This is a genomic window from Streptococcus sp. M334 (genome assembly GCF_000187745.1).
Lineage (GTDB): Bacteria > Bacillota > Bacilli > Lactobacillales > Streptococcaceae > Streptococcus.
On sequence record NZ_GL732489.1, the window covers coordinates 124,814 to 143,304 of the forward strand.

An 18,491-nucleotide genomic window follows, 5' to 3' on the forward strand; every position below is an offset into this window, starting at 1 on the left:
TATTTTAAGGTAAGGGATTGTGTAAGTCTCCTAGTGAGGCACCTATATTATTAGCAACATTGCCAACTATGTTGCCCCAATCAATGATACATTTACCATTATCAAGATTAGCTTTATTATATGAATATCCATTTCTACATAGTACATTATCGCTAATCATATGAAACGGAGAATACCATCCATATGGAATACTACCGCCATTTATATGAGAAAGTTCGATTGATGTTAATTGTTTTGTTTTATTTGACTTGGCCATAATTTTCTCCTTGTTATATTTACGTCAATTGCAATAGAGTATATTTATAGGGTGTTAATCATGGTGGATGTGAATAAATTATATGTACCCCTCCTTTTTTGATGATTTTTAAAGTTGTTGCAAACATAGTCTTTCTATAATCATAGTCTATCACTTTTAACTCTTTTTTTTTATTCAAATCTTTAATTGTCATTGAAATTTCCTGAATGGTACTGTTAAGATTTTATGATAAAATAATGGTAAGCTCATCATAATGTTGTAGAAAAATAGTCCTTTTAGGAGTTTTCAAAGACTGTTTAGGATTTGGTGGGCTTGTGCTAGAACTTTTCTGTTATTCTTTTCTTATACTCAATGAAAATCAAAGAGCAAACTAGGAAGCTAGCCGCAGGCTGTACTTGAGTACGGCAAGGTGAAGCTGACGTGGTTTGAATTTGATTTTCGAAGAGTATTAGGAGGAGAATCCAATGAAACATATGATTATTCAGACACAGAAAACAGTCTATAAAGTAAACGTCGACGATATCTACTATATCCAAGCACATCCAACTAAAGCCCATACTGTAAAGATTGTTACAGAAGAGGCTAGTTTTAATATGGTTCAAAATTTAAGTAATCTTGAGAACCAATATGGGGAAAACTTGATGAGGTGTCATCGAAATTGTTTGGTCAATCTTGATAAAGTAAAATCGATTGATTTTCAAGAAAGAATCCTTTTTCTTGGAGAAGAAGGTCAATACGCTGTCAAGTATGCCAGACGTCGCTATAGAGAAATTCGTCAAAAATGGTTGAAAGAAGGAGAGTAAGAAGATGAGAATATTTATTTTAGAAGATGATTTTTCCCAACAAGCTAGAATTGAAACGACCATTGAGAAACTTTTGAAAGCACATCATATCATTCCTAGCTCTTTTGAGGTATTTGGTAAGCCAGATCAATTGCTAGCAGAGGTGCATGAGAAGGGTGCGCATCAGCTATTCTTTTTGGATATTGAGATTCGAAATGAGGAGATGAAGGGTCTGGAAGTGGCTAGAAAGATTCGGGATCGGGATCCTTATGCTCTCATCGTCTTTGTGACGACTCACTCAGAGTTTATGCCCCTGTCTTTTCGCTACCAAGTGTCTGCTCTGGACTACATTGATAAGGCCTTGTCGGCAGAGGAGTTTGAATCTCGTATCGAGACAGCCCTCCTCTATGCCAATGGTCAAGACAGTAAAAGTCTAGCTGAAGATTGCTTTTATTTTAAATCAAAATTTGCCCAATTCCAGTATCCTTTTAAAGAGGTTTACTATCTCGAAACGTCCCCAAAATCTCATCATGTTATTCTCTATACCGAGACGGACAGACTGGAATTTACAGCGAGTTTAGAGGAGATTCTCAAGCAGGAGCCTCGTCTCCTGCAGTGCCATCGCTCTTTTCTTATCAATCCAGCCAATGTGATACATTTGGATAAGAAAGAAAAACTGCTTTTCTTTCCCAATGGGAGAAGCTGTCTAATCGCGCGTTATAAGGTCAGGAAAGTGTCTGAAGCTATCAATAACTTGCACTAAGTGAGGTAATGTAATGGAAATAGTTTGGAAGATAGTATATACATTTTTGATAGTTGGATTGGAATTGTTTATATTTTTTAAGGTGGATGGAATTGTTCTAACTCTGGAGAGATTTTTTAAAGCTATTCTTTTTAAGTTACTTTTAGCAGTCGTTTTTGTAACGATTAACTATATAGTAGGAAATACTTACCTATCTTATTTTACGGAACCCTTGTACGGTATAGGCTTGTCTTTCTTATTGTTAAGAGGGCTTCCTAAAAAACTCCTTTTCTTTTATGGTTTCTTTCCAATGATATTGGTGAATCTCTTTTATAGAGGTATTTCTTATTTTGTGCTTCCATTTTTGGGACAAGGGCAAGTACATGATGATTACTCTTTGATTTGGTTGTGTATAATAATTTTCAATTTCTTCATTTCTCTAGCCTTTTTGAAATGGTTAGACTATGATTTCACTAACTTGAGAAGGGAGATTCTAGATAAAGCTTTTCAAAAGTCCCTGACTAAAATTAACTGGATAATGGGGGCTTACTTTCTTGTCATGGAAAGTCTGTCTTACTTTGAATATGCATACGATATCCAATCAACGACTGTTCGCCATCTCATCCTAGTCTTTTACCTGTTCTTTTTTATGGGAATTATTAAGAAATTGGATACCTATTTGAAGGACAAACTCCATGAGAGACTGAACCAAGAACAGGCCTTGCGCTACAGAGATATGGAGCGATATAGTCGGCATATAGAGGAACTTTACAAGGAAGTTCGGAGTTTTCGCCATGACTACACCAATCTTTTGACCAGCTTACGTCTGGGCATTGAAGAGGAGGATATGGAACAGATAAAAGAGGTTTACGACTCGGTCTTAAAGGATTCTAGTGAAAAATTGCAGGACAATAAATATGACCTGGGCCGATTGGTGAATATTCGTGATAAAGCCCTCAAAAGTCTCCTAGCAGGAAAGTTTTTAAAAGCCAGAGATAAGAAGATTATCTTTAATGTCGAAGTTCCTGAGGAGATTCAGGTTGAGGGGATGAGACTGCTTGATTTTCTAACCATTGTGTCTATCCTTTGTGACAATGCTATTGAAGCCAGTGTAGAGGCTAGTCAACCTCACGTTTCAATCGCTTTTTTAAAAAATGGAGCACAGGAAACCTTTATCATTGAAAATTCCATCAAAGAAGAGAGTATAGATATTTCTGAGATTTTCTCCTTTGGAGCCAGTTCTAAAGGGGAAGAGAGGGGAGTTGGTCTCTATACCGTTATGAAGATTGTGGAAAGCTATCCCAATACCAGTCTAAATACCACCTGCCAAAATCAAGTCTTTCGTCAGGTATTTACTATAATACATACAGAATGATAAAAAATAAGACCGAGAGTTCTTGTTACTCGGTCTTATTTTTTATAGCTGAATAGGTAGTTCAAGTGCTTTTGTGATTTTAAATTTACTAAAAATTATTTCATGTAAGAGATCTTCCCACCATCCTCCACCTGTAATCTGGTTGAGTTCGGTAGTTGTTAGTTCTTGAAATGAAGTTAGGTTTTGATTCTTATCCATGTTATGATTCTCCTTTTTGATAAGATAATAAATAGTTATAGAGTGTTATCTGAAAATTAATCAGAATGGGTTAACATTTTATCTTTGAAATAATCAAAATATGTTTTCTTTGCAGTTACACTAGTGACGCGACCTTGTAAGCCGTATTGGATGAGTTTACTATCCTCATTAGATAGTTTTGCAAGAGCGGTTACTTTAAAGAGATTTCCTTGCTCTGTTCTGGTAGGAGTTTGGTCAATTGTTTGAAGTTGACCGATGATGGTAATGCCGTGATTTCCAATCTTCTCCAGTTTTAATCTTACAGTTTGTCCTTTATCTAGTAGAGGTAGATAGTCAGAAGATACGTAGTAAGTGATTAGTACTTCTCTTGTATCTGTGATGACAGGAAATATTTGAGCAATTTCTGTACCAGTTGGAATTCTATTTTTACCTTCAAATTCGCTGTTCAGATGAACGATACCTTTACTTGGAGCGGTTAAAGTATTGTTTTCTAAGCGCTGCGTTGCTTGATCTAGCTGTACTTTTAATTCTGTTAATTGATTCTCCACGGTTAGTTGTTGCTGTGAGGCTGTTTGTAAAAACTGAGTGCGGAGTACTTCAATTTTGGTTGCTAAACTATTATCATAAGTTGCTACACTTCCGATACCAGCTTGCTGAATTTTGAGGCTTGCGATAGATGATTCAAGACCTGCAATACTTTGATTAATTTGAGATAAAAATGGCTCCTCTGCAGTTCCTTGTGTTTGTCCTTGTGAGGCTACAAGATAACGATTTAAAATTGACTGGTGTGGATTGCCAGTTGGTAAGCGAGCCCTGTTATTTATGATAGCATCTCTCAGCTCTTGATATTCTCCAATTTGTTGTTGAACTTTTGTAATTTCTTGTTCGATGGCTGATGAACTGCTATTGGCAAGATTAGCTTGATTTGAAACCTCAGTGTTAGTCTTTGTGATACCCAGTTCAATATCATGAGATTGTTTAGTAAAATTCCTAAAGGTATTATGGTAGCCAAATTCATCCTCGCCAGAAAAAAGATCAGTCGCTTTTTCTAAGCTTTGTCTCAAAATTCCGAGTCCTTCTTTTTGCTTCTCAAGTCTTTGTAATTGAGTTTCTAAGGCAGTTTTCTGACTTTCTTCCATTGTTTCAGAGTATTTGATGAGTAAGTCACCTTTTTCAACTACTTGATTTGCCACTAAATGATTAGCAAGGATAGGATTATCACTTGTTGACTGAATAGATGCAATGACACTTGTAGGGGCGATTTCTCCTTGGGAAGTGACAGTAATTTCTTTTGTGGCAACAAGGGAGAAAATCAAGATGAAAGTAAACAGTAATGAAAGAGGTATAATTAACACTGTCGCATAGTTATGGTAACGTCTCTGATAAAACTCGACGCTTCTAAAAAGATTAGGATTCATGACATTCTCCTTATTTATTGAACAGATGATGGTAGAAACCTTGCGCCTGCATTAACTCTTGGTGGCTACCAACTTCAATGATTTTCCCCTGGTCAAGAACAATGACACGGTTAGTCCGTTCGGCTATACTGAGACGATGGGCTACAAAGAGAATGGTTTTATCAGTGAGGGACATAAGATTATCTATAACTTTTTTCTCAGTCAAGACATCAAGACCGCTAGTAGCTTCATCTAGTATTAAAACAGGAGCTTTAGTTAAAAGAGCACGAGCGAGGGCTATTCGTTGCTTTTGTCCTCCTGATAGACCAGCTCCATCAGAGAGCTGAGTTTGATAGCCCATAGGCATTCTTTCAATTTCTTGACGGATTTCAGCTAATTCACAAGCTTTTAGAATATCTTCTTGGCTAATCATATGATTACCGCCCAAGGTTAAGTTTTCCAAGATAGAGCCATTAAATATATAGGCTTGTTGTGGTAGGTAATTGATATGACGGCGCAAGGCTTTTTTGTCAATGTTTTTAATATCCTGATGATTGATGGAAATATGCCCTTTGTAGGGTTCAAAGAAATTGACAATCATTTTGGCTAAAGTTGTTTTACCAGAACCACTAACTCCAACTAGGCTAACCTTATCTCCTTGTTTAATCGTGAGATGAATATCTGTTAAGGTATCTCGTCCAAAACCATACTTATAAGAAAGGTCATCAAATTCAATATCGCCCATCAAAAAATGTGAATGAACAGGGTTTTCTGGGGCTTGGAATTCAGATTCGACTAAATAGACCTCGTTCAAGCGGTTATTAGCGACCTTCGCAGATTGGAGTTTGGTTTGGAGGTTGATAATATTTTCCATAGGAGTTGTAAAGTAAGAAAGAAGTGTATTAAAGGTAATCAGCTGACCGATAGAAATTTTACTCGACATGACTAATTGAGCGCCAAACCATAGGATAAGGATATTCAGAACTAATTTTGTTCCCTGCTTTAAACTCGTTTGTAAAATAGAATATTTACTGAGTTTAAAGGATTTTTCCAAATAATCTACAAATTCGCTGTCTATATTTTGATAGCGATTTTCTTCACTCGTGAGCGACTTTATAGTTTCAATCCCGTTGATATCTTCGATAATGGCAGAACTAACCATAGAATTACTTTGCATGACATCATGGTTCATTTTTTCGAAAGGCTTCATAAAAGAAAAGATGATGAACATGTATATAGGAATAGAAATAAGAGAAAGAAGGAAGAGATTAGGGTTTTGTGCCAGTAAGACGCCCCCTACAAGAATCAGAATGGAAACATCCAGAAAAAGAGAAAGAATGGTAGAAGCCAAGGCATCTATAATAGAGTTAGCATCTGTGAACCGTGAAATGATTTCTCCTGTACGACGTGTCGCAAAGAAAGACATAGGAAGTTCAAAAATATGGCGGATATAGGATAAAATCACATCAATACTTAATCTCTGACTCAGAACAGTTAGGAGATAATCTCTGGAGAAGCTCATGACTTGTTGGAGGATATAGGTGATAACCAGACCAACTGAGATGATTCCTAAAGTTGATTTCATCTGATTTGGGATGTATTCATCCAAGATTCCTTGGAGATAATAAGAACCACCTATATTGATAATCGTGACCAATAAGCTTGAGAGAACAATATAAGCAATAAGAGATTTTTGTTTGAAAATCAGAGGAAGGAAGCTTAGTAGATCATTCTTTTTATCTTTATGGGGTTGATAGCTGGGTTTGGGAGCTAGAAAAATAGCTACTCCAGTCCATTCAGAGAAAAAGCGTTCTTTTGACATTTTGGTGATTTTTACAGAAGGGTCAGGATCACCAATAACCAGATAGTCTTTCTTTGTTTGATAGACAACATAGTAATGTTGGAGTTTTCCTTCTTTGTTAACGTGAACGATAAATGGATAGGGGACATCACTCATGTCAAAGAGCGTTTTATCTGCTTGAACAGGTCTTGTTTCAAAGCCCATTTCATCAGCGGCTTTTACAATGCCAAGAGCAGTCGTTCCTTCTTTATTGGTCTTTGCAAGTTCTCTCAAGTGAGCTAGAGAAAAATCTGAACCATAGAATTTAGCAATCGAGGCTAAGGCAGCAACACCGCAGTCTCTAGCATCTATTTGAGGAACAAATGTACGTTTATAAGAAGTCATTGGCAATTCCTTTCATTTTCATATAGTAGATAGGTATATTATGCCATAAAAATAAGTTCATATTTTATGAAATCTTGAATAGTCATTGAAATGTCCTGAATGGTAAAAAAGTGATTAGAAACTGTCTTTTTATTAAAAATTTAGAGGTGATTTGAAATAAAAAGCTAATTCAAGGCGTTTCGATGACAATTCAAGATTTAGATAAGAAAATTTTAAAAACAGTGCTATACTTAAACTGTCAAGGTTGCAACAGGACAAAAATTAAAAATTAAAAAGGAGTATTTGTCATGGATACAAAAATGATGTCACAATTTTCTGTTATGGATAATGAAATGCTTGCTTGCGTTGAAGGTGGAGATGAAGTAGGGGCTGGAGAAGTTGTTCAAGCATTGGGAATTTGTACAATAGGAGGTGCAGCTCTGGGGAGTGTTATCCCAGTTGTGGGAACTTTTGCTGGAGGGATTTTAGGAGCACAGTTCTGTACAGCAGTTTGGGGAGCTTTGAGGGCAAGTTAAATTTTTAGGGATATAGCAGATTAAAATATAATAGTAACAAATTGATTAAGAGATTTAAAGCAATTTCTAAAAATGCTTTAAAAACGACATTGTGCGATGCTAGATTCAATTTACTATAGTAGTAAAAGGAGGTGATTTATATGAGATACAGGTTATTTCTTGTTATTTTCTTGAGTAGTACGTTGGATATTCTTTTAGGGACATTTTTGAAAATCTCTAATGTATCGATTGGGTGGCTTGTTCTCTACAGTGGCTTGTTTGAAGCAGGAGTTTTCCTTCTTACTAATAAAGGTTTGGCGGTAAAAATCAAGGAAGCAGACATTCAAAATCGCTTTAAATTTATTTTTGGAAAAACGGTATGGTTTCAAATCCTTTTGCTCATCTTTTTGATTTTCAAACTTTATCTTGGTTTGGATGCGAAGATGATTTTATTCTATGGCCATGTTTTCATTATTTTTAATGTCTTAATCTATCTTTTATCTACTAGCCAAATTAATTTAACAAAGAAAGTGTGAAAATAATGGAACAATCAGTAAATAATTTCATCATTTTACCTGATGAAAAACTAACAACGATAACAGCTGGTGATAAACAACTTGCAGACAGATTTTTAAGTGGAGTAGGTGGTGCAGTTGAGGGGATTTCGCTTTGTATGGAGACAATCCCTTTCCCAACTCCTCAGATTTATTTGATTTGCGCAGCAGGTGGAGCGGCAGCTTCGTTTTTATGGCCACATTAGAGAAACCCGATTATTCATAAATAACACAAAAAAGCATCCAGAATCGATATGAAACCAAGGATTCTAGATGCTTTTCTCTTTTCCCCTATTGGGTGCTGTTTTTACTGGATAAAAAGGAGTTTCTCCTTTATGATATAAGTGCAAAAAATAAAAACAAAGGAAACTTCAATGCACAGTATATCAAATAAGTCTACGAAAAACAATACTTTATCACACTTTTCTTTCGATGGTGGAAATCTGACCAATCAAGCTGGTCTTCTGCTCTTCAAAGAACTCTTCACAAAGTTGAATCTAAAAGAAATTATTTCAAAACACCTTGTGACCGATAATAAACGATGCTATTATCACTATTTGGATGCCGATATTGTCATCCAATTTCTTTGAGTGATTATCAACTTGGTTTTTATCTTAGTTACTGTTAGGATAAGAGAGTTTGAAGATGATGATTTGGTTAGTCCTAGAACCAATCAACTTATATTCATCGGCTTGACAAGATTGATGTCTATTATTTGTTTGTATAGAAGTATCACAGCAGGAAAATTATACCAACAAATAATCGCCTATATTGGCGCTGTTCTCTGCTTATGTGGGGCTTGAAGTATTATAAAAAGTAGAGCTTAATAAAGTATAAAAGGGTAAGTGTTTTCGCAATACTTACCCTTTTATAATGAAGTTTTTGCAATTCAAGATGTTTTGATGACCATTTAAGATTTATATGAATTTGTAATCTTAAATAAGGTAAGATAAAGATAACAAATGTAAAGGAGTATTCTTATGAAGAAACAAAAGATAAAATCGCTATTACTTGTACCACTTGTATTTGCATCTATTACTACGGGTGTTGTATATGCAGAAGAACAGCCTACTACTTCATCTATCCAGGCGAATGATAGTTCTGTTGTAACCCCAGAAGAGTATGAGAAGAATGTTACGGACTTTAAAAAGATAGATATTGAAGCCGTTCGTCAATCTTTTACAGAGGATCAATTGGAACATACTATTTATTTTGGTAGAAAAACTTGCTCTCATTGTCGTCAATTTTCTCCTGAATTGAAAGAATTTAATAACTTGATTGAAAAGAAGTTAGAGTATTATGATTTGGATGGTAAGGATTTTGATGGGGAAGCGAGAGAGTTTCTATTTAAAAAAGTCGGTATTCCAGGAACACCAACAATTTTGTATTTAAAAAATGGACATCCGATATCTGGATGGGTTGGTGGCGGAGCAACTGCCCAACAGGTGTATGATTATATGTACTCGAGAAACTCACCTAAGCAAACGGAGACAGTGAAATCTTCTGAGGAAACAGTAACTGAAAGTGTCCGTGATGAGAAAACCAGAAATGACAGCATGAGTATTAGTGACAAAGTTGTGAGTGACAGCAAAGGTATGAGTGATGAAAAAAGAACCGAAATGAAAATATCCAATGATAATCCCAATTCTAATAGTGAAAATAGTGGGAAAGTGGAGAGTACAAACTCAACTTCTGAAGCTAAAACTACTCAATCTGGCAATTTAGCAATGTTAGACAATAAGAATCAATTGGAAACTCCCAAACCTATTTTTGATGTTGCTCAAGAAAATAAAACTTCTTTAACTGATGTTAAGGGGACTGATTATGTAAGCGAATCTATTACTTCGAATGAAAAATTATTACCGAGAACAGGAGAGGAAGAAAGTTACCAACTGATTCGGCTGGCTGTCGCGTTTTTTATGACTTCTATAATGATTAAAGTGAAACAAAAAATTCATAAATAAAAATAGATGGTAAACAGGTGCAATGATATTATTTGTTTGTAATAACATATAGCTAACATTTGCCTATAGACACGAGTGAGGAAATAGATGTATTTAGTTTATATATAAAAGATTATAATTGTATATGAAATGGACTGAATGGTAAAAGGTCAAGTATTTCCGAAATGATTTCTTTTTCGATTATTTTAACGCCTCAAGATGTTTTGATGACCATTTATGATTTGGATGGAAAATTTTAAAAAATAGTAGTATACTAACCTTATTAAGGTTGTAATAGGACGAAAGTAAAAAGAGGTATTCCTCTTGAATGCAAAAACAATGTTACAATTGGCTATTATGGTTGCTTAAAAGCTTGAGCTTGTGTACTTGGAGGTAATTATGGATTTCAAAAGTTTTCTTATTGTTTTTGTTGTTAGTATGCATATTTCTTTTATTACTTATTTCATTAGGGAAAAATTTTTAAAATCTCCAAAGAAGAATAAAGATAGATCTAATTAGACAAAAAGATTTTTTATCGCTAGTTTAATCTACAGTGGAGTTTCTTTAATATTGTTTCGCCTGTCAAAACGATATGTGATAGCAGGATAAAAAATCTACAAATTAAGTTGGTATCAATACAGTGTAAAGGGCAAGTATGTTTTTCATGCTTGCTTTTTTAAATTTTTTACAATTCAAGATGTTTTGATGACCATTTGTGATTTGAGTGATCCAAGGTCAAAATGAGTGCTATACTAGCAGTGTAAAGGTTGTAGCTCAACAGACATTTAGGAGGAAATTTTATGAAGAAAAAAATATTTGTCATTTTCATCTTGTATCTAATTATGTCTATCCTTCTTTATCCGCTTAGGGAGAGTATTTGGTATCATCTATTTTATACCATAGCCTATATGATTGCGGTTATAATCTATCTTGCTTTAACTAAAAAGAAAGGAGCAAAGAAATGAAAACGTTTCTTGCTAAAAAACGGAACATCTTCCTTGCGAGATTGTTCTTAGGTCAGTTGCCTTTACTTGTCTCTACTTATCTATTTCTATCTCGTCAGTTTTTAAATTTTTCCTTGGTTTTCCAATTTCTTTTAGTGGTTATTAACTTGGCTTCGATTTTGGTTACTGTTTACCTCACTAGGGAGATGAGGATAAGAGAGTTTGAAGATGATGATTTGGTTAGTCCTAGAACCAATCAACTTATGTTCATCGGTTTGACAGGCTTTATGTCTATTATCTGTTTGTATAGAGGTATCACAGCAGGAGAATCCTATCAACAACTAATCGCTTATATTGGTGCTATTCTCTGCTTACTTATCATGCTGTTGCTCATTTGGGGCTTGAAGTATTATAAAAAGTAAGGGCTAATGAAGTTTTTACAATTTAAGATGTCTCGATGACAATTTAAGATTTGGATGAAAAACTTTAACAAATAGTGCTATACTGAAATTGTCAAAGTTGCAACGGGTGCTGCTACATTCTGTTAAAAATCGCTCTTAATTGATAATCTGGATTTGTTAGGAAAGGAGTAAATAATTATGGATAAGAAAAAGATAGTTTCGACTATAATATGTATAGTATTTCTTGTAGAGTCAGTGGATAATTTTTTTAGAGACTTAACCCCGTTATTGTTCATTTTAAATATTATTGGCCTAACTTGTTTTTTAGTGTTAATATACACTAACATAAAAGAGATGCTCTTAAATATACGTAAATGATGATTTGGTTAGTCCTAGAACCAATCAACTCATGTATATTGGCTTGACAGGCTTTATGTCTATTATCTGTTTGTATAGAGGTATCACAGCAGGAGAATCCTATCAACAACTAATCGCTTATATTGGTGCTATTCTCTGCTTACTTATCATGCTGTTGCTCATTTGGGGCTTGAAGTATTATAAAAAGTAAGGGCTAATGAAGTTTTTACAATTTAAGATTAGGATGAAAAAAAATTAATAAACAGTAATACTAAACTTGTTAAAGTTGCAACAAAATAAAAATAAAAAAACAAAAAAGTAGTATTTGTTATGAATATAAAAATGATGGAACAATTTGAGATTATGGATACTGATATGCTTGCTTGCGTTGAAGGTGGTTTTGGAGGTTGGGGAGATATGCTTTCTGCTTTATTGGGTGGGCTAGCACTGTCTCCAACTTTGGATCAATTAAATGGTAAGTGGCCTATTATACATTTTTCAAAACCATGTGGTTCTTATGGTATAGGGGGAACTCCAAACTCATGTAATGGTATTTAAAAAGGATTGAAGCTATGAAGGCAAAATATGGGAATCAAATTGTTGATGTTTGGGAAATTGGTCAAGCAACTCCTAAACCAAGTTGGGTAGAGGAAGCTTTTCAAAAAAATTATATGGTTTGGTTGGATAATCATGTGCGCATTCTAATGGCAGGTCTTAACACTTCTCTCGAAACGAATATCAAGTTTGGTCTAGTTGGAACAGTTGGAGGAGGATTCGCTGGTTATGGGATGTATGTTCTTGGTTATCCAGGTGATTATATAGATATCACCAATCATAGAGTTGTTTCTGCTAAAACATTTCACAAAAGTTATCAAATTTTAGAAAATGATTAGATATCATTTAATTGTAATGGAGAAAGCTATGAAAAAAAATATTTTAAAAAAACGGACCATCTTCCTTGCGAGATTGTTCCTAGGTCAGTTGCCCTTGATTGTCTCTACTTATCTATTTCTATCTCGTCAGTTTTTAAATTTTTCTTTAATTTTCCAATTTCTTTTAGTGGTTATTAACTTGGCTTCTATTTTGGTCACTGTTTACCTCACTAGAGAAATGAGGATAAGAAAGTTTGAAGATGATGATTTGGTTAATCCTAGAACCAATCAACTTATGTTCATTGGTTTGACAGGTTTTATGTCTATTATCTGTTTGTATAGAGGGATCGCAGCAGGAGAATTCTATCAACAATTAATTGCCTACATTGGTGCTATTCTCTGCTTGATTATCATGCTTCTGCTCATTTGGGGCTTGAAGTATTATAAAAAGTAGCTTTCTTTCCTCTTTTGTCAGGATATTTTAGTAGAAGGCTCTATTAAAAAGTTCGTGAAATAAATGAATGGAGGTATTTAATATGAAATACAGATTATTTCTTGTTATTTTCTTGAGTAGTATGTTGGATATTCTTTTAGGGACATTTTTACAAATCTCTAATGTATCGATTGGTTGGATTGTTCTCTACAGTGGATTATTTGAAGCAGGAATTTTCCTTCTTGCTAATAAAGGGGTGGCGGTAAAAATCAAGGAAGTTCACATCCAAAACCGCTTTAAATTTATTTTTGGAAAAACCTTATGGTTTCAAATTCTTTTGCTCCTCTTTTTGATGGTCAGACTTTATCTTGGTTTGGATGCGAGGTTGATTTTATTCTATGGACATATTTTCATTATCTTTAATGCCTTAATGTATCTATTATCTAGTAGTCAGGTTAGCCTTAAAAAGAACAAGCTGTCTTCTTAATCTTGCAGTAATAGAGCCTGACAAGAGGAGGTCATCATGCATAAACGCTTATTTTTCCTAGATTCCAAAACCTTAGACTGGTTGACACCTTATATTCTAGTCTTGGCTTCTGACACCATTGCTTTTAATGTTTTTGTGCTAACCTTTGTATCTGTTGTGGCCTTTTATTTCCTTAATCCCATGCTATCTTTAATGGCTATCTTCTTAGGTGCTGGTTATGTGGTCGGATTTTGGTTACTCAAATGGTTTGTTTTGGAAAGGTTAGAGCGAAAGGATGACGAGTAGGAAGTCTGTTGGGTGAGGAGGATAGTTTTATGAGAATTTTTAATAAATGTCATGCCTTGTTTTTTGGATTTTTAGTCTTTGCAATCGTTGGTGCAGCGGGTTATTCCATTAATCAAGGAGATCATTTTCAACACCAGTACACATTCATTGTTGTAAAGAGTCTCTTGCTTTTCCTTAGTTTTGGCTATGCGAAATGGTTTGATATGATTTCTTTGGGGATGTTAAGCAGGAAACAACTCTTGCTCTTCATTGGAATTTTTCTTCTCACTGTGCTGGTAAGTATTAGCTATCATGCTTTTTTCTCAGTTGTTTCTGGTGCTTCGGATCAACACCTTGAGGAAGCTAGTAAAGGACTTTCGCTTTCCTTTATTGTTAGTGCTACAGTTTTGGCACCTATCCAGGAGGAATTCATGTTTAGAGGGCTTCTTCAAGGTGCAGTTTTTGATAATTCTTGGCTGGGGCTTGTACTGACTTCCTCTCTCTTTTCTTTCATGCATGAACCTTATGATATTCCTTCGTTTTGCTATTATCTTTTCGGGGGCTTGTTGCTGGGCTTTGCTTATAAAAAGAGCCAAAACCTATGGGTTTCTACTCTAGTCCACATGTTTTACAACAGTTTGCCACTCTTAACTTATATTCAATGAAAATCAAAGAGCAAACTAGGAAACTAGCCGCAGGCTGTACTTGAGTACGGCAAGGCGACGTTGACGAGTATAAAATGGTTTGTTTTGGAAAGGTTAGAGCTAAAGGATGACTTGTAGGGAAGTTTGTTTGGTGAGGAGGATAATTTGATGGAGTTTTTTGATAAATTTCATGCCTTTTGTTTTGGATTTTTAGTACTAATAATCGTCATTACAGTTCCTTATACGATTAACCATGGGGATTTTTTTCAAAATGAGTCTGCATTGATTATTGTAAGTCTTCTAGTAACCTCTCTGAGTGTTGTTTATGCTAGAAAGTTTGAAATGATTTCTTTTGGGATGTTAAGCAGGAAACAACTTTTACTTTTCATTGCAATCTTTCTTCTAAGTGTGCTTGAGACGTTGGTTTATATTCATTTCTTCGCTATTTCTTCTGGAGCAGGAGTTCAACACTTGGCGGAAGTCAGCAGAGGAATTTCCCTGTCTTTGATTTTGACTTCCTCAGTTTTTGGCCCCATCCAGGAGGAACTCATTTTCAGAGGACTTCTTCAAGGTGCGGTTTTTGACAATTCTTGGTTAGGGCTTGTACTAACTTCCTCTCTCTTTTCTTTCATGCATGGACCTTCTAATGTCCCTTCGTTTATTTTTTATCTACTTGGGGGCTTGTTGCTGGGCTTTGCCTATAAAAAGAGCCAAAACCTATGGGTTTCTACTCTAGTCCACATGTTTTACAATGCTTGGCCACTCTTATATTATTTATAAAAATTATGAAAAGGTAAGTAGAAGACGGTGCTTACCTTTTTCTTTCTATAATGATAACCAAGCCAATCTAGAGGCTTTTCTTTGAGAATCGGGTGTGGAGCGGTTGACGAATAGGGCAAAAACTAGTAGAATAGTAAGGAAACTTTATACGGAGGAAAGAAATGGATTTGGGTGATAATGAGCTAACACTGACTCCCATACCTGGGAAAAGTGGCAAGGCTTATATGGGTAGCTATCCTGATGGGAAGCGCATCTTTGTAAAAATGAACACCTCTCCAATCCTACCTGGTCTAGCTAGAGAACAAATTGCTCCACAATTATTATGGAGTCGCCGTTTGGCAGATGGGCGTGATATGTGTGCTCAAGAATGGTTGACAGGCAAGATATTGACCCCCTATGATATGAATCGTAAACAAATCGTCAATATTTTAACCCGCCTTCATCGCTCACGTCCTTTGATGACGCAGTTGAGTCGTTTGGGCTATGCCATGGAAACACCTGTAGATTTACTGCAGTCTTGGCAAGAAACGGCTCCAGATGCTTTGCGTAAAAATCATTTTATCAGTGAAGTGATGGCTGATTTACGTCAGACTATTCCAGGATTTAGAGAGGACCATGCGACCATTGTCCATGGAGATGTACGACATAGTAATTGGATTGAGACAGACAGTGGCTTGATTTATTTGGTAGATTGGGATTCGGTTCGCTTGACCGACCGCATGTTTGATGTAGCTCATATGCTCTGCCATTATATTCCAGAACATCAGTGGAAGGAATGGTTGATCTACTACGGTTACAAGTACAATCAAACGGTATTGAATAAATTGTATTGGTACGGTCAATTGTCTTATTTGAGCCAGATTTCCAAGTATTATATGAACCAAGATTTAGAAAATGTCAATCGGGAGATTCATGGTTTGCGTCACTTCCGAGACAAGTATGGAAAGAGAAGATGAGAGTTAGAAATCGTAAAGGGGCGACAGAATTACTAGAGGCAAATCCCCAGTATGTGGTCCTCAATCCCTTAGAAGCCAAGGGGAAATGGCGGGATTTGTTCGGCAACGACAATCCCATTCATGTGGAAGTTGGAAGTGGAAAGGGTGCCTTTGTTTCAGGTATGGCCAAGCAAAATCCTGACATCAACTATATCGGGATTGATATTCAAAAGTCTGTTTTGAGCTACGCTTTGGACAAGGTGCTTGAAGTTGGAGTGCCTAACATTAAGCTCTTGTGGGTAGATGGTTCTGACTTGACTGACTACTTTGAAGACGGTGAGATTGATCGCTTGTATCTGAATTTTTCAGATCCATGGCCTAAAAAGCGTCATGAAAAGCGTCGGTTGACCTACAAGACCTTCTTGGATACCTTCAAGCGTATCTTGCCTGAAAATGGAGAAATTCATTTCAAGACGGATAACCGTGGCTTGTTTGAGTACAGTTTAGTGAGCTTTTCTCAATATGGCATGAAACTCAATGGTGTCTGGCTTGATTTACATGCTAGTGATTTTGAAGGCAATGTCATGACAGAATACGAGCAAAAATTCTCCAACAAGGGGCAGGTTATCTACCGAGTTGAGGCAGAATTTTAAGAAATAGCCTGAAATCAGGCTGTATAAGTGCTTTTGCTTTACATAAGTTGGTAAACGTGCTATACTAAGAGTAAGAATATGAGAAAGTGAGGCGGGGAAATATCTTCGCCTCTTGCTTATGAGGAGGTGGACGCAATCGCAACAATCGTAGAATTAGTCAGAGAAGTTGTAGAACCTGTCATCCAAGCACCTTTCGAGCTCGTGGATATCGAGTATGGAAAGATTGGCAGTGACATGATTCTCAGTATTTTTGTAGATAAACCTGAAGGAATTACCTTGAACGACACGGCGGACTTGACAGAAATTATCAGTCCTGTCTTAGACACCATCAAGCCAGATCCCTTCCCAGAACAATATTTCCTAGAAATCACCAGTCCAGGCTTGGAACGTCCTTTGAAAACCAAGGATGCCGTTGCTGGAGCGGTTGGGAAATACATCCATGTCGGGCTCTACCAAGCCATCGATAAGCAAAAGGTCTTTGAAGGAACCTTGTTGGCCTTCGAAGAGGACGAGTTGACCATGGAATATATGGACAAGACGCGTAAGAAAACTGTCCAAATTCCGTACAGTTTAGTATCAAAAGCACGTTTAGCAGTTAAATTATAGAAAAAGAAAGGATAGCTTTTGAGGATTCAAAAGTGAAGAAAACATGAGTAAAGAAATGCTAGAGGCCTTCCGCATTTTGGAAGAAGACAAGGGAATCAAAAAAGAAGATATCATCGACGCAGTAGTAGAGTCGCTTCGTTCCGCTTATCGCAGACGCTATGGTCAATCAGACAGCGTAGCTATTGACTTCAACGAAAAAACAGGTGACTTTACCGTTTATACTGTTCGTGAAGTGGTTGATGAAGTATTTGATAGCCGTTTGGAAATCAGCTTGAAAGATGCTCTTGCCATTAATTCAGCCTATGAACTTGGTGACAAAATCAAGTTTGAAGAAGCACCTGCTGAGTTTGGTCGTGTAGCAGCCCAATCTGCCAAGCAAACCATCATGGAAAAAATGCGCAAGCAAACACGTGCCATCACTTACAATACTTACAAAGAACATGAGCAAGAAATCATGTCTGGTACAGTAGAACGCTTTGACAACCGCTTTATCTATGTCAACCTTGGCAGCATCGAAGCCCAATTGTCAAAACAAGATCAAATTCCTGGAGAAGTTTTTGCTTCCCACGATCGTATCGAAGTTTATGTCTACAAGGTTGAAGACAACCCTCGCGGAGTGAACGTCTTTGTCAGCCGTAGCCATCCAGAAATGATCAAACGATTGATGGAGCAAGAAATTCCAGAAGTTTATGATGGAACTGTTGAAATCATGAGTGTGGCTCGTGAAGCTGGTGACCGTACGAAGGTTGCTGTTCGCAGTCATAATCCCAATGTGGACGCTATCGGTACAATCGTTGGACGTGGTGGAGCTAATATCAAGAAGATTACCAGCAAATTCCACCCAGCTCGCTACGATGCTAAAAATGACCGCATGGTACCAATCGAAGAAAATATCGACGTTATCGAGTGGGTAGCAGATCCAGCCGAATTTATCTACAATGCTATTGCTCCTGCTGAGGTTGACCAAGTTATCTTTGATGAAAACGACAGCAAACGTGCCTTGGTGGTTGTTCCAGATAACAAGCTTTCTCTTGCTATCGGTCGTCGTGGACAAAACGTGCGCTTGGCAGCTCACTTGACTGGTTACCGTATCGATATCAAGTCTGCTAGCGAATTTGAAGCCATGGAAGAAGCTGGTTCGGTAGATTTGGAAGCAGAAAACGATACTGTAGAAGAATAAAAGCTGCTA

At 36.3% G+C, this 18,491-nt stretch carries 24 protein-coding genes and 2 pseudogenes; 21 read left to right on the top strand and 5 right to left on the bottom strand.

The window, feature by feature from the left end; translation table 11 throughout:
• Positions 1-4: 4 nt before the first annotated feature.
• Together HMPREF0851_RS11970 and HMPREF0851_RS16665 are read right to left on the bottom strand one after the other, a co-directional pair.
• On the bottom strand, positions 5-256 hold the full coding sequence (locus HMPREF0851_RS11970; protein ID WP_001130045.1) for a hypothetical protein: 252 nt from the start codon (positions 254-256) through the stop codon (positions 5-7).
• A gap of 58 nt (positions 257-314) precedes the next feature.
• Positions 315-449, bottom strand: coding sequence for a hypothetical protein (locus HMPREF0851_RS16665; protein ID WP_000152760.1), 135 nt, complete (start codon positions 447-449; stop codon positions 315-317).
• A gap of 271 nt (positions 450-720) precedes the next feature.
• Here HMPREF0851_RS16665 and HMPREF0851_RS11975 point away from each other — a divergent pair, with 271 nt between their 5' ends.
• Genes HMPREF0851_RS11975 through HMPREF0851_RS11985 form a run of 3 tightly spaced genes read left to right on the top strand, consistent with a single transcriptional unit; the run spans position 721 to position 3,155 of the window.
• Complete coding sequence (locus HMPREF0851_RS11975; protein ID WP_000682129.1) at positions 721-1,059, top strand: LytTR family DNA-binding domain-containing protein; 339 nt, start codon at positions 721-723, stop codon at positions 1,057-1,059.
• Positions 1,060-1,063: 4 nt separating this feature from the next.
• On the top strand, positions 1,064-1,801 hold the full coding sequence (locus tag HMPREF0851_RS11980) for a response regulator transcription factor (protein ID WP_001217901.1): 738 nt from the start codon (positions 1,064-1,066) through the stop codon (positions 1,799-1,801).
• A 13-nt stretch (positions 1,802-1,814) separates the two neighbouring features.
• A complete protein-coding gene (locus HMPREF0851_RS11985) occupies positions 1,815-3,155 on the top strand; it encodes a sensor histidine kinase (RefSeq protein WP_000409120.1) in 1,341 nt (446 codons plus the stop codon).
• 42 nt (positions 3,156-3,197) lie between these two features.
• On the opposite strand, the gene blpC is transcribed toward HMPREF0851_RS11985, so the two are convergent.
• Genes blpC through blpA form a run of 3 tightly spaced genes read right to left on the bottom strand, consistent with a single transcriptional unit; the run spans position 3,198 to position 6,935 of the window.
• Positions 3,198-3,353 (bottom strand): quorum-sensing system pheromone BlpC, encoded by a 156-nt coding sequence (gene blpC, locus HMPREF0851_RS11990; RefSeq protein ID WP_000360257.1) that lies wholly within the window; start codon positions 3,351-3,353, stop codon positions 3,198-3,200.
• Positions 3,354-3,409: 56 nt separating this feature from the next.
• The gene (locus tag HMPREF0851_RS11995) at positions 3,410-4,771 is read right to left on the bottom strand and encodes a bacteriocin secretion accessory protein (RefSeq protein WP_001069083.1); all 1,362 of its coding nucleotides are present in this window, start codon (positions 4,769-4,771) and stop codon (positions 3,410-3,412) included.
• Positions 4,772-4,781: 10 nt separating this feature from the next.
• Positions 4,782-6,935: a peptide cleavage/export ABC transporter BlpA gene (gene blpA / locus HMPREF0851_RS12000; RefSeq protein WP_000205167.1), complete on the bottom strand. Its 2,154-nt coding sequence runs from the start codon at positions 6,933-6,935 to the stop codon at positions 4,782-4,784.
• Positions 6,936-7,222: 287 nt separating this feature from the next.
• On the opposite strand from blpA, the gene HMPREF0851_RS12005 reads away from it, so the two are divergent.
• The 18 genes and pseudogenes from HMPREF0851_RS12005 to nusA all read left to right on the top strand — a co-directional run bounded on the left by HMPREF0851_RS12005 (position 7,223) and on the right by nusA (position 18,482).
• A complete protein-coding gene (locus HMPREF0851_RS12005) occupies positions 7,223-7,450 on the top strand; it encodes a Blp family class II bacteriocin (protein ID WP_000379958.1) in 228 nt (75 codons plus the stop codon).
• A gap of 140 nt (positions 7,451-7,590) precedes the next feature.
• Positions 7,591-7,965, top strand: a complete 375-nt coding sequence (locus HMPREF0851_RS12010; RefSeq protein WP_001270579.1) for a hypothetical protein — start codon at positions 7,591-7,593, stop codon at positions 7,963-7,965.
• 5 nt (positions 7,966-7,970) lie between these two features.
• Positions 7,971-8,189: a hypothetical protein gene (locus HMPREF0851_RS12015; RefSeq protein WP_000438254.1), complete on the top strand. Its 219-nt coding sequence runs from the start codon at positions 7,971-7,973 to the stop codon at positions 8,187-8,189.
• Positions 8,190-8,507: 318 nt separating this feature from the next.
• Positions 8,508-8,803 (top strand): annotated as a pseudogene (locus HMPREF0851_RS16315) (immunity protein).
• 160 nt (positions 8,804-8,963) lie between these two features.
• Positions 8,964-9,947 (top strand): thioredoxin domain-containing protein, encoded by a 984-nt coding sequence (locus tag HMPREF0851_RS0104210; protein ID WP_000744282.1) that lies wholly within the window; start codon positions 8,964-8,966, stop codon positions 9,945-9,947.
• Positions 9,948-10,887: 940 nt separating this feature from the next.
• Positions 10,888-11,292 carry a hypothetical protein gene (locus HMPREF0851_RS12030; protein ID WP_000846941.1) on the top strand — a complete coding sequence of 135 codons (405 nt, stop codon included), beginning with the start codon at positions 10,888-10,890 and terminating at the stop codon, positions 11,290-11,292.
• Between the two features lie 270 nt (positions 11,293-11,562).
• A pseudogene (locus HMPREF0851_RS12040) lies at positions 11,563-11,839 on the top strand (immunity protein); the annotation flags it as partial.
• A 119-nt stretch (positions 11,840-11,958) separates the two neighbouring features.
• Positions 11,959-12,186, top strand: coding sequence for a Blp family class II bacteriocin (locus HMPREF0851_RS12045; protein WP_001022341.1), 228 nt, complete (start codon positions 11,959-11,961; stop codon positions 12,184-12,186).
• 14 nt (positions 12,187-12,200) lie between these two features.
• A complete protein-coding gene (locus tag HMPREF0851_RS12050) occupies positions 12,201-12,521 on the top strand; it encodes a hypothetical protein (RefSeq protein WP_000645120.1) in 321 nt (106 codons plus the stop codon).
• A 28-nt stretch (positions 12,522-12,549) separates the two neighbouring features.
• On the top strand, positions 12,550-12,954 hold the full coding sequence (locus HMPREF0851_RS12055; RefSeq protein WP_000739380.1) for a hypothetical protein: 405 nt from the start codon (positions 12,550-12,552) through the stop codon (positions 12,952-12,954).
• 82 nt (positions 12,955-13,036) lie between these two features.
• Complete coding sequence (locus tag HMPREF0851_RS12060) at positions 13,037-13,420, top strand: hypothetical protein (RefSeq protein ID WP_000877388.1); 384 nt, start codon at positions 13,037-13,039, stop codon at positions 13,418-13,420.
• A 36-nt stretch (positions 13,421-13,456) separates the two neighbouring features.
• Positions 13,457-13,705: an immunity protein BlpZ gene (gene blpZ / locus HMPREF0851_RS12065; protein ID WP_000549546.1), complete on the top strand. Its 249-nt coding sequence runs from the start codon at positions 13,457-13,459 to the stop codon at positions 13,703-13,705.
• A 29-nt stretch (positions 13,706-13,734) separates the two neighbouring features.
• Positions 13,735-14,349 carry a CPBP family intramembrane glutamic endopeptidase gene (locus HMPREF0851_RS12070; protein ID WP_001218005.1) on the top strand — a complete coding sequence of 205 codons (615 nt, stop codon included), beginning with the start codon at positions 13,735-13,737 and terminating at the stop codon, positions 14,347-14,349.
• Positions 14,350-14,496: 147 nt separating this feature from the next.
• Complete coding sequence (locus tag HMPREF0851_RS12075) at positions 14,497-15,108, top strand: CPBP family intramembrane glutamic endopeptidase (RefSeq protein WP_000394023.1); 612 nt, start codon at positions 14,497-14,499, stop codon at positions 15,106-15,108.
• 161 nt (positions 15,109-15,269) lie between these two features.
• Positions 15,270-16,064 (top strand): cell cycle regulator CcrZ, encoded by a 795-nt coding sequence (gene ccrZ, locus HMPREF0851_RS12080; RefSeq protein WP_000362998.1) that lies wholly within the window; start codon positions 15,270-15,272, stop codon positions 16,062-16,064.
• Positions 16,061-16,696 (top strand): tRNA (guanosine(46)-N7)-methyltransferase TrmB, encoded by a 636-nt coding sequence (trmB, locus tag HMPREF0851_RS12085; protein ID WP_001266094.1) that lies wholly within the window; start codon positions 16,061-16,063, stop codon positions 16,694-16,696. Before ccrZ ends, trmB begins: the two co-directional genes overlap by 4 nt.
• A gap of 126 nt (positions 16,697-16,822) precedes the next feature.
• Positions 16,823-17,302, top strand: a complete 480-nt coding sequence (rimP, locus tag HMPREF0851_RS12090; protein WP_000338691.1) for a ribosome maturation factor RimP — start codon at positions 16,823-16,825, stop codon at positions 17,300-17,302.
• Between the two features lie 43 nt (positions 17,303-17,345).
• Positions 17,346-18,482 (top strand): transcription termination factor NusA, encoded by a 1,137-nt coding sequence (gene nusA / locus HMPREF0851_RS12095; protein WP_000032274.1) that lies wholly within the window; start codon positions 17,346-17,348, stop codon positions 18,480-18,482.
• Positions 18,483-18,491 lie beyond the last annotated feature (9 nt).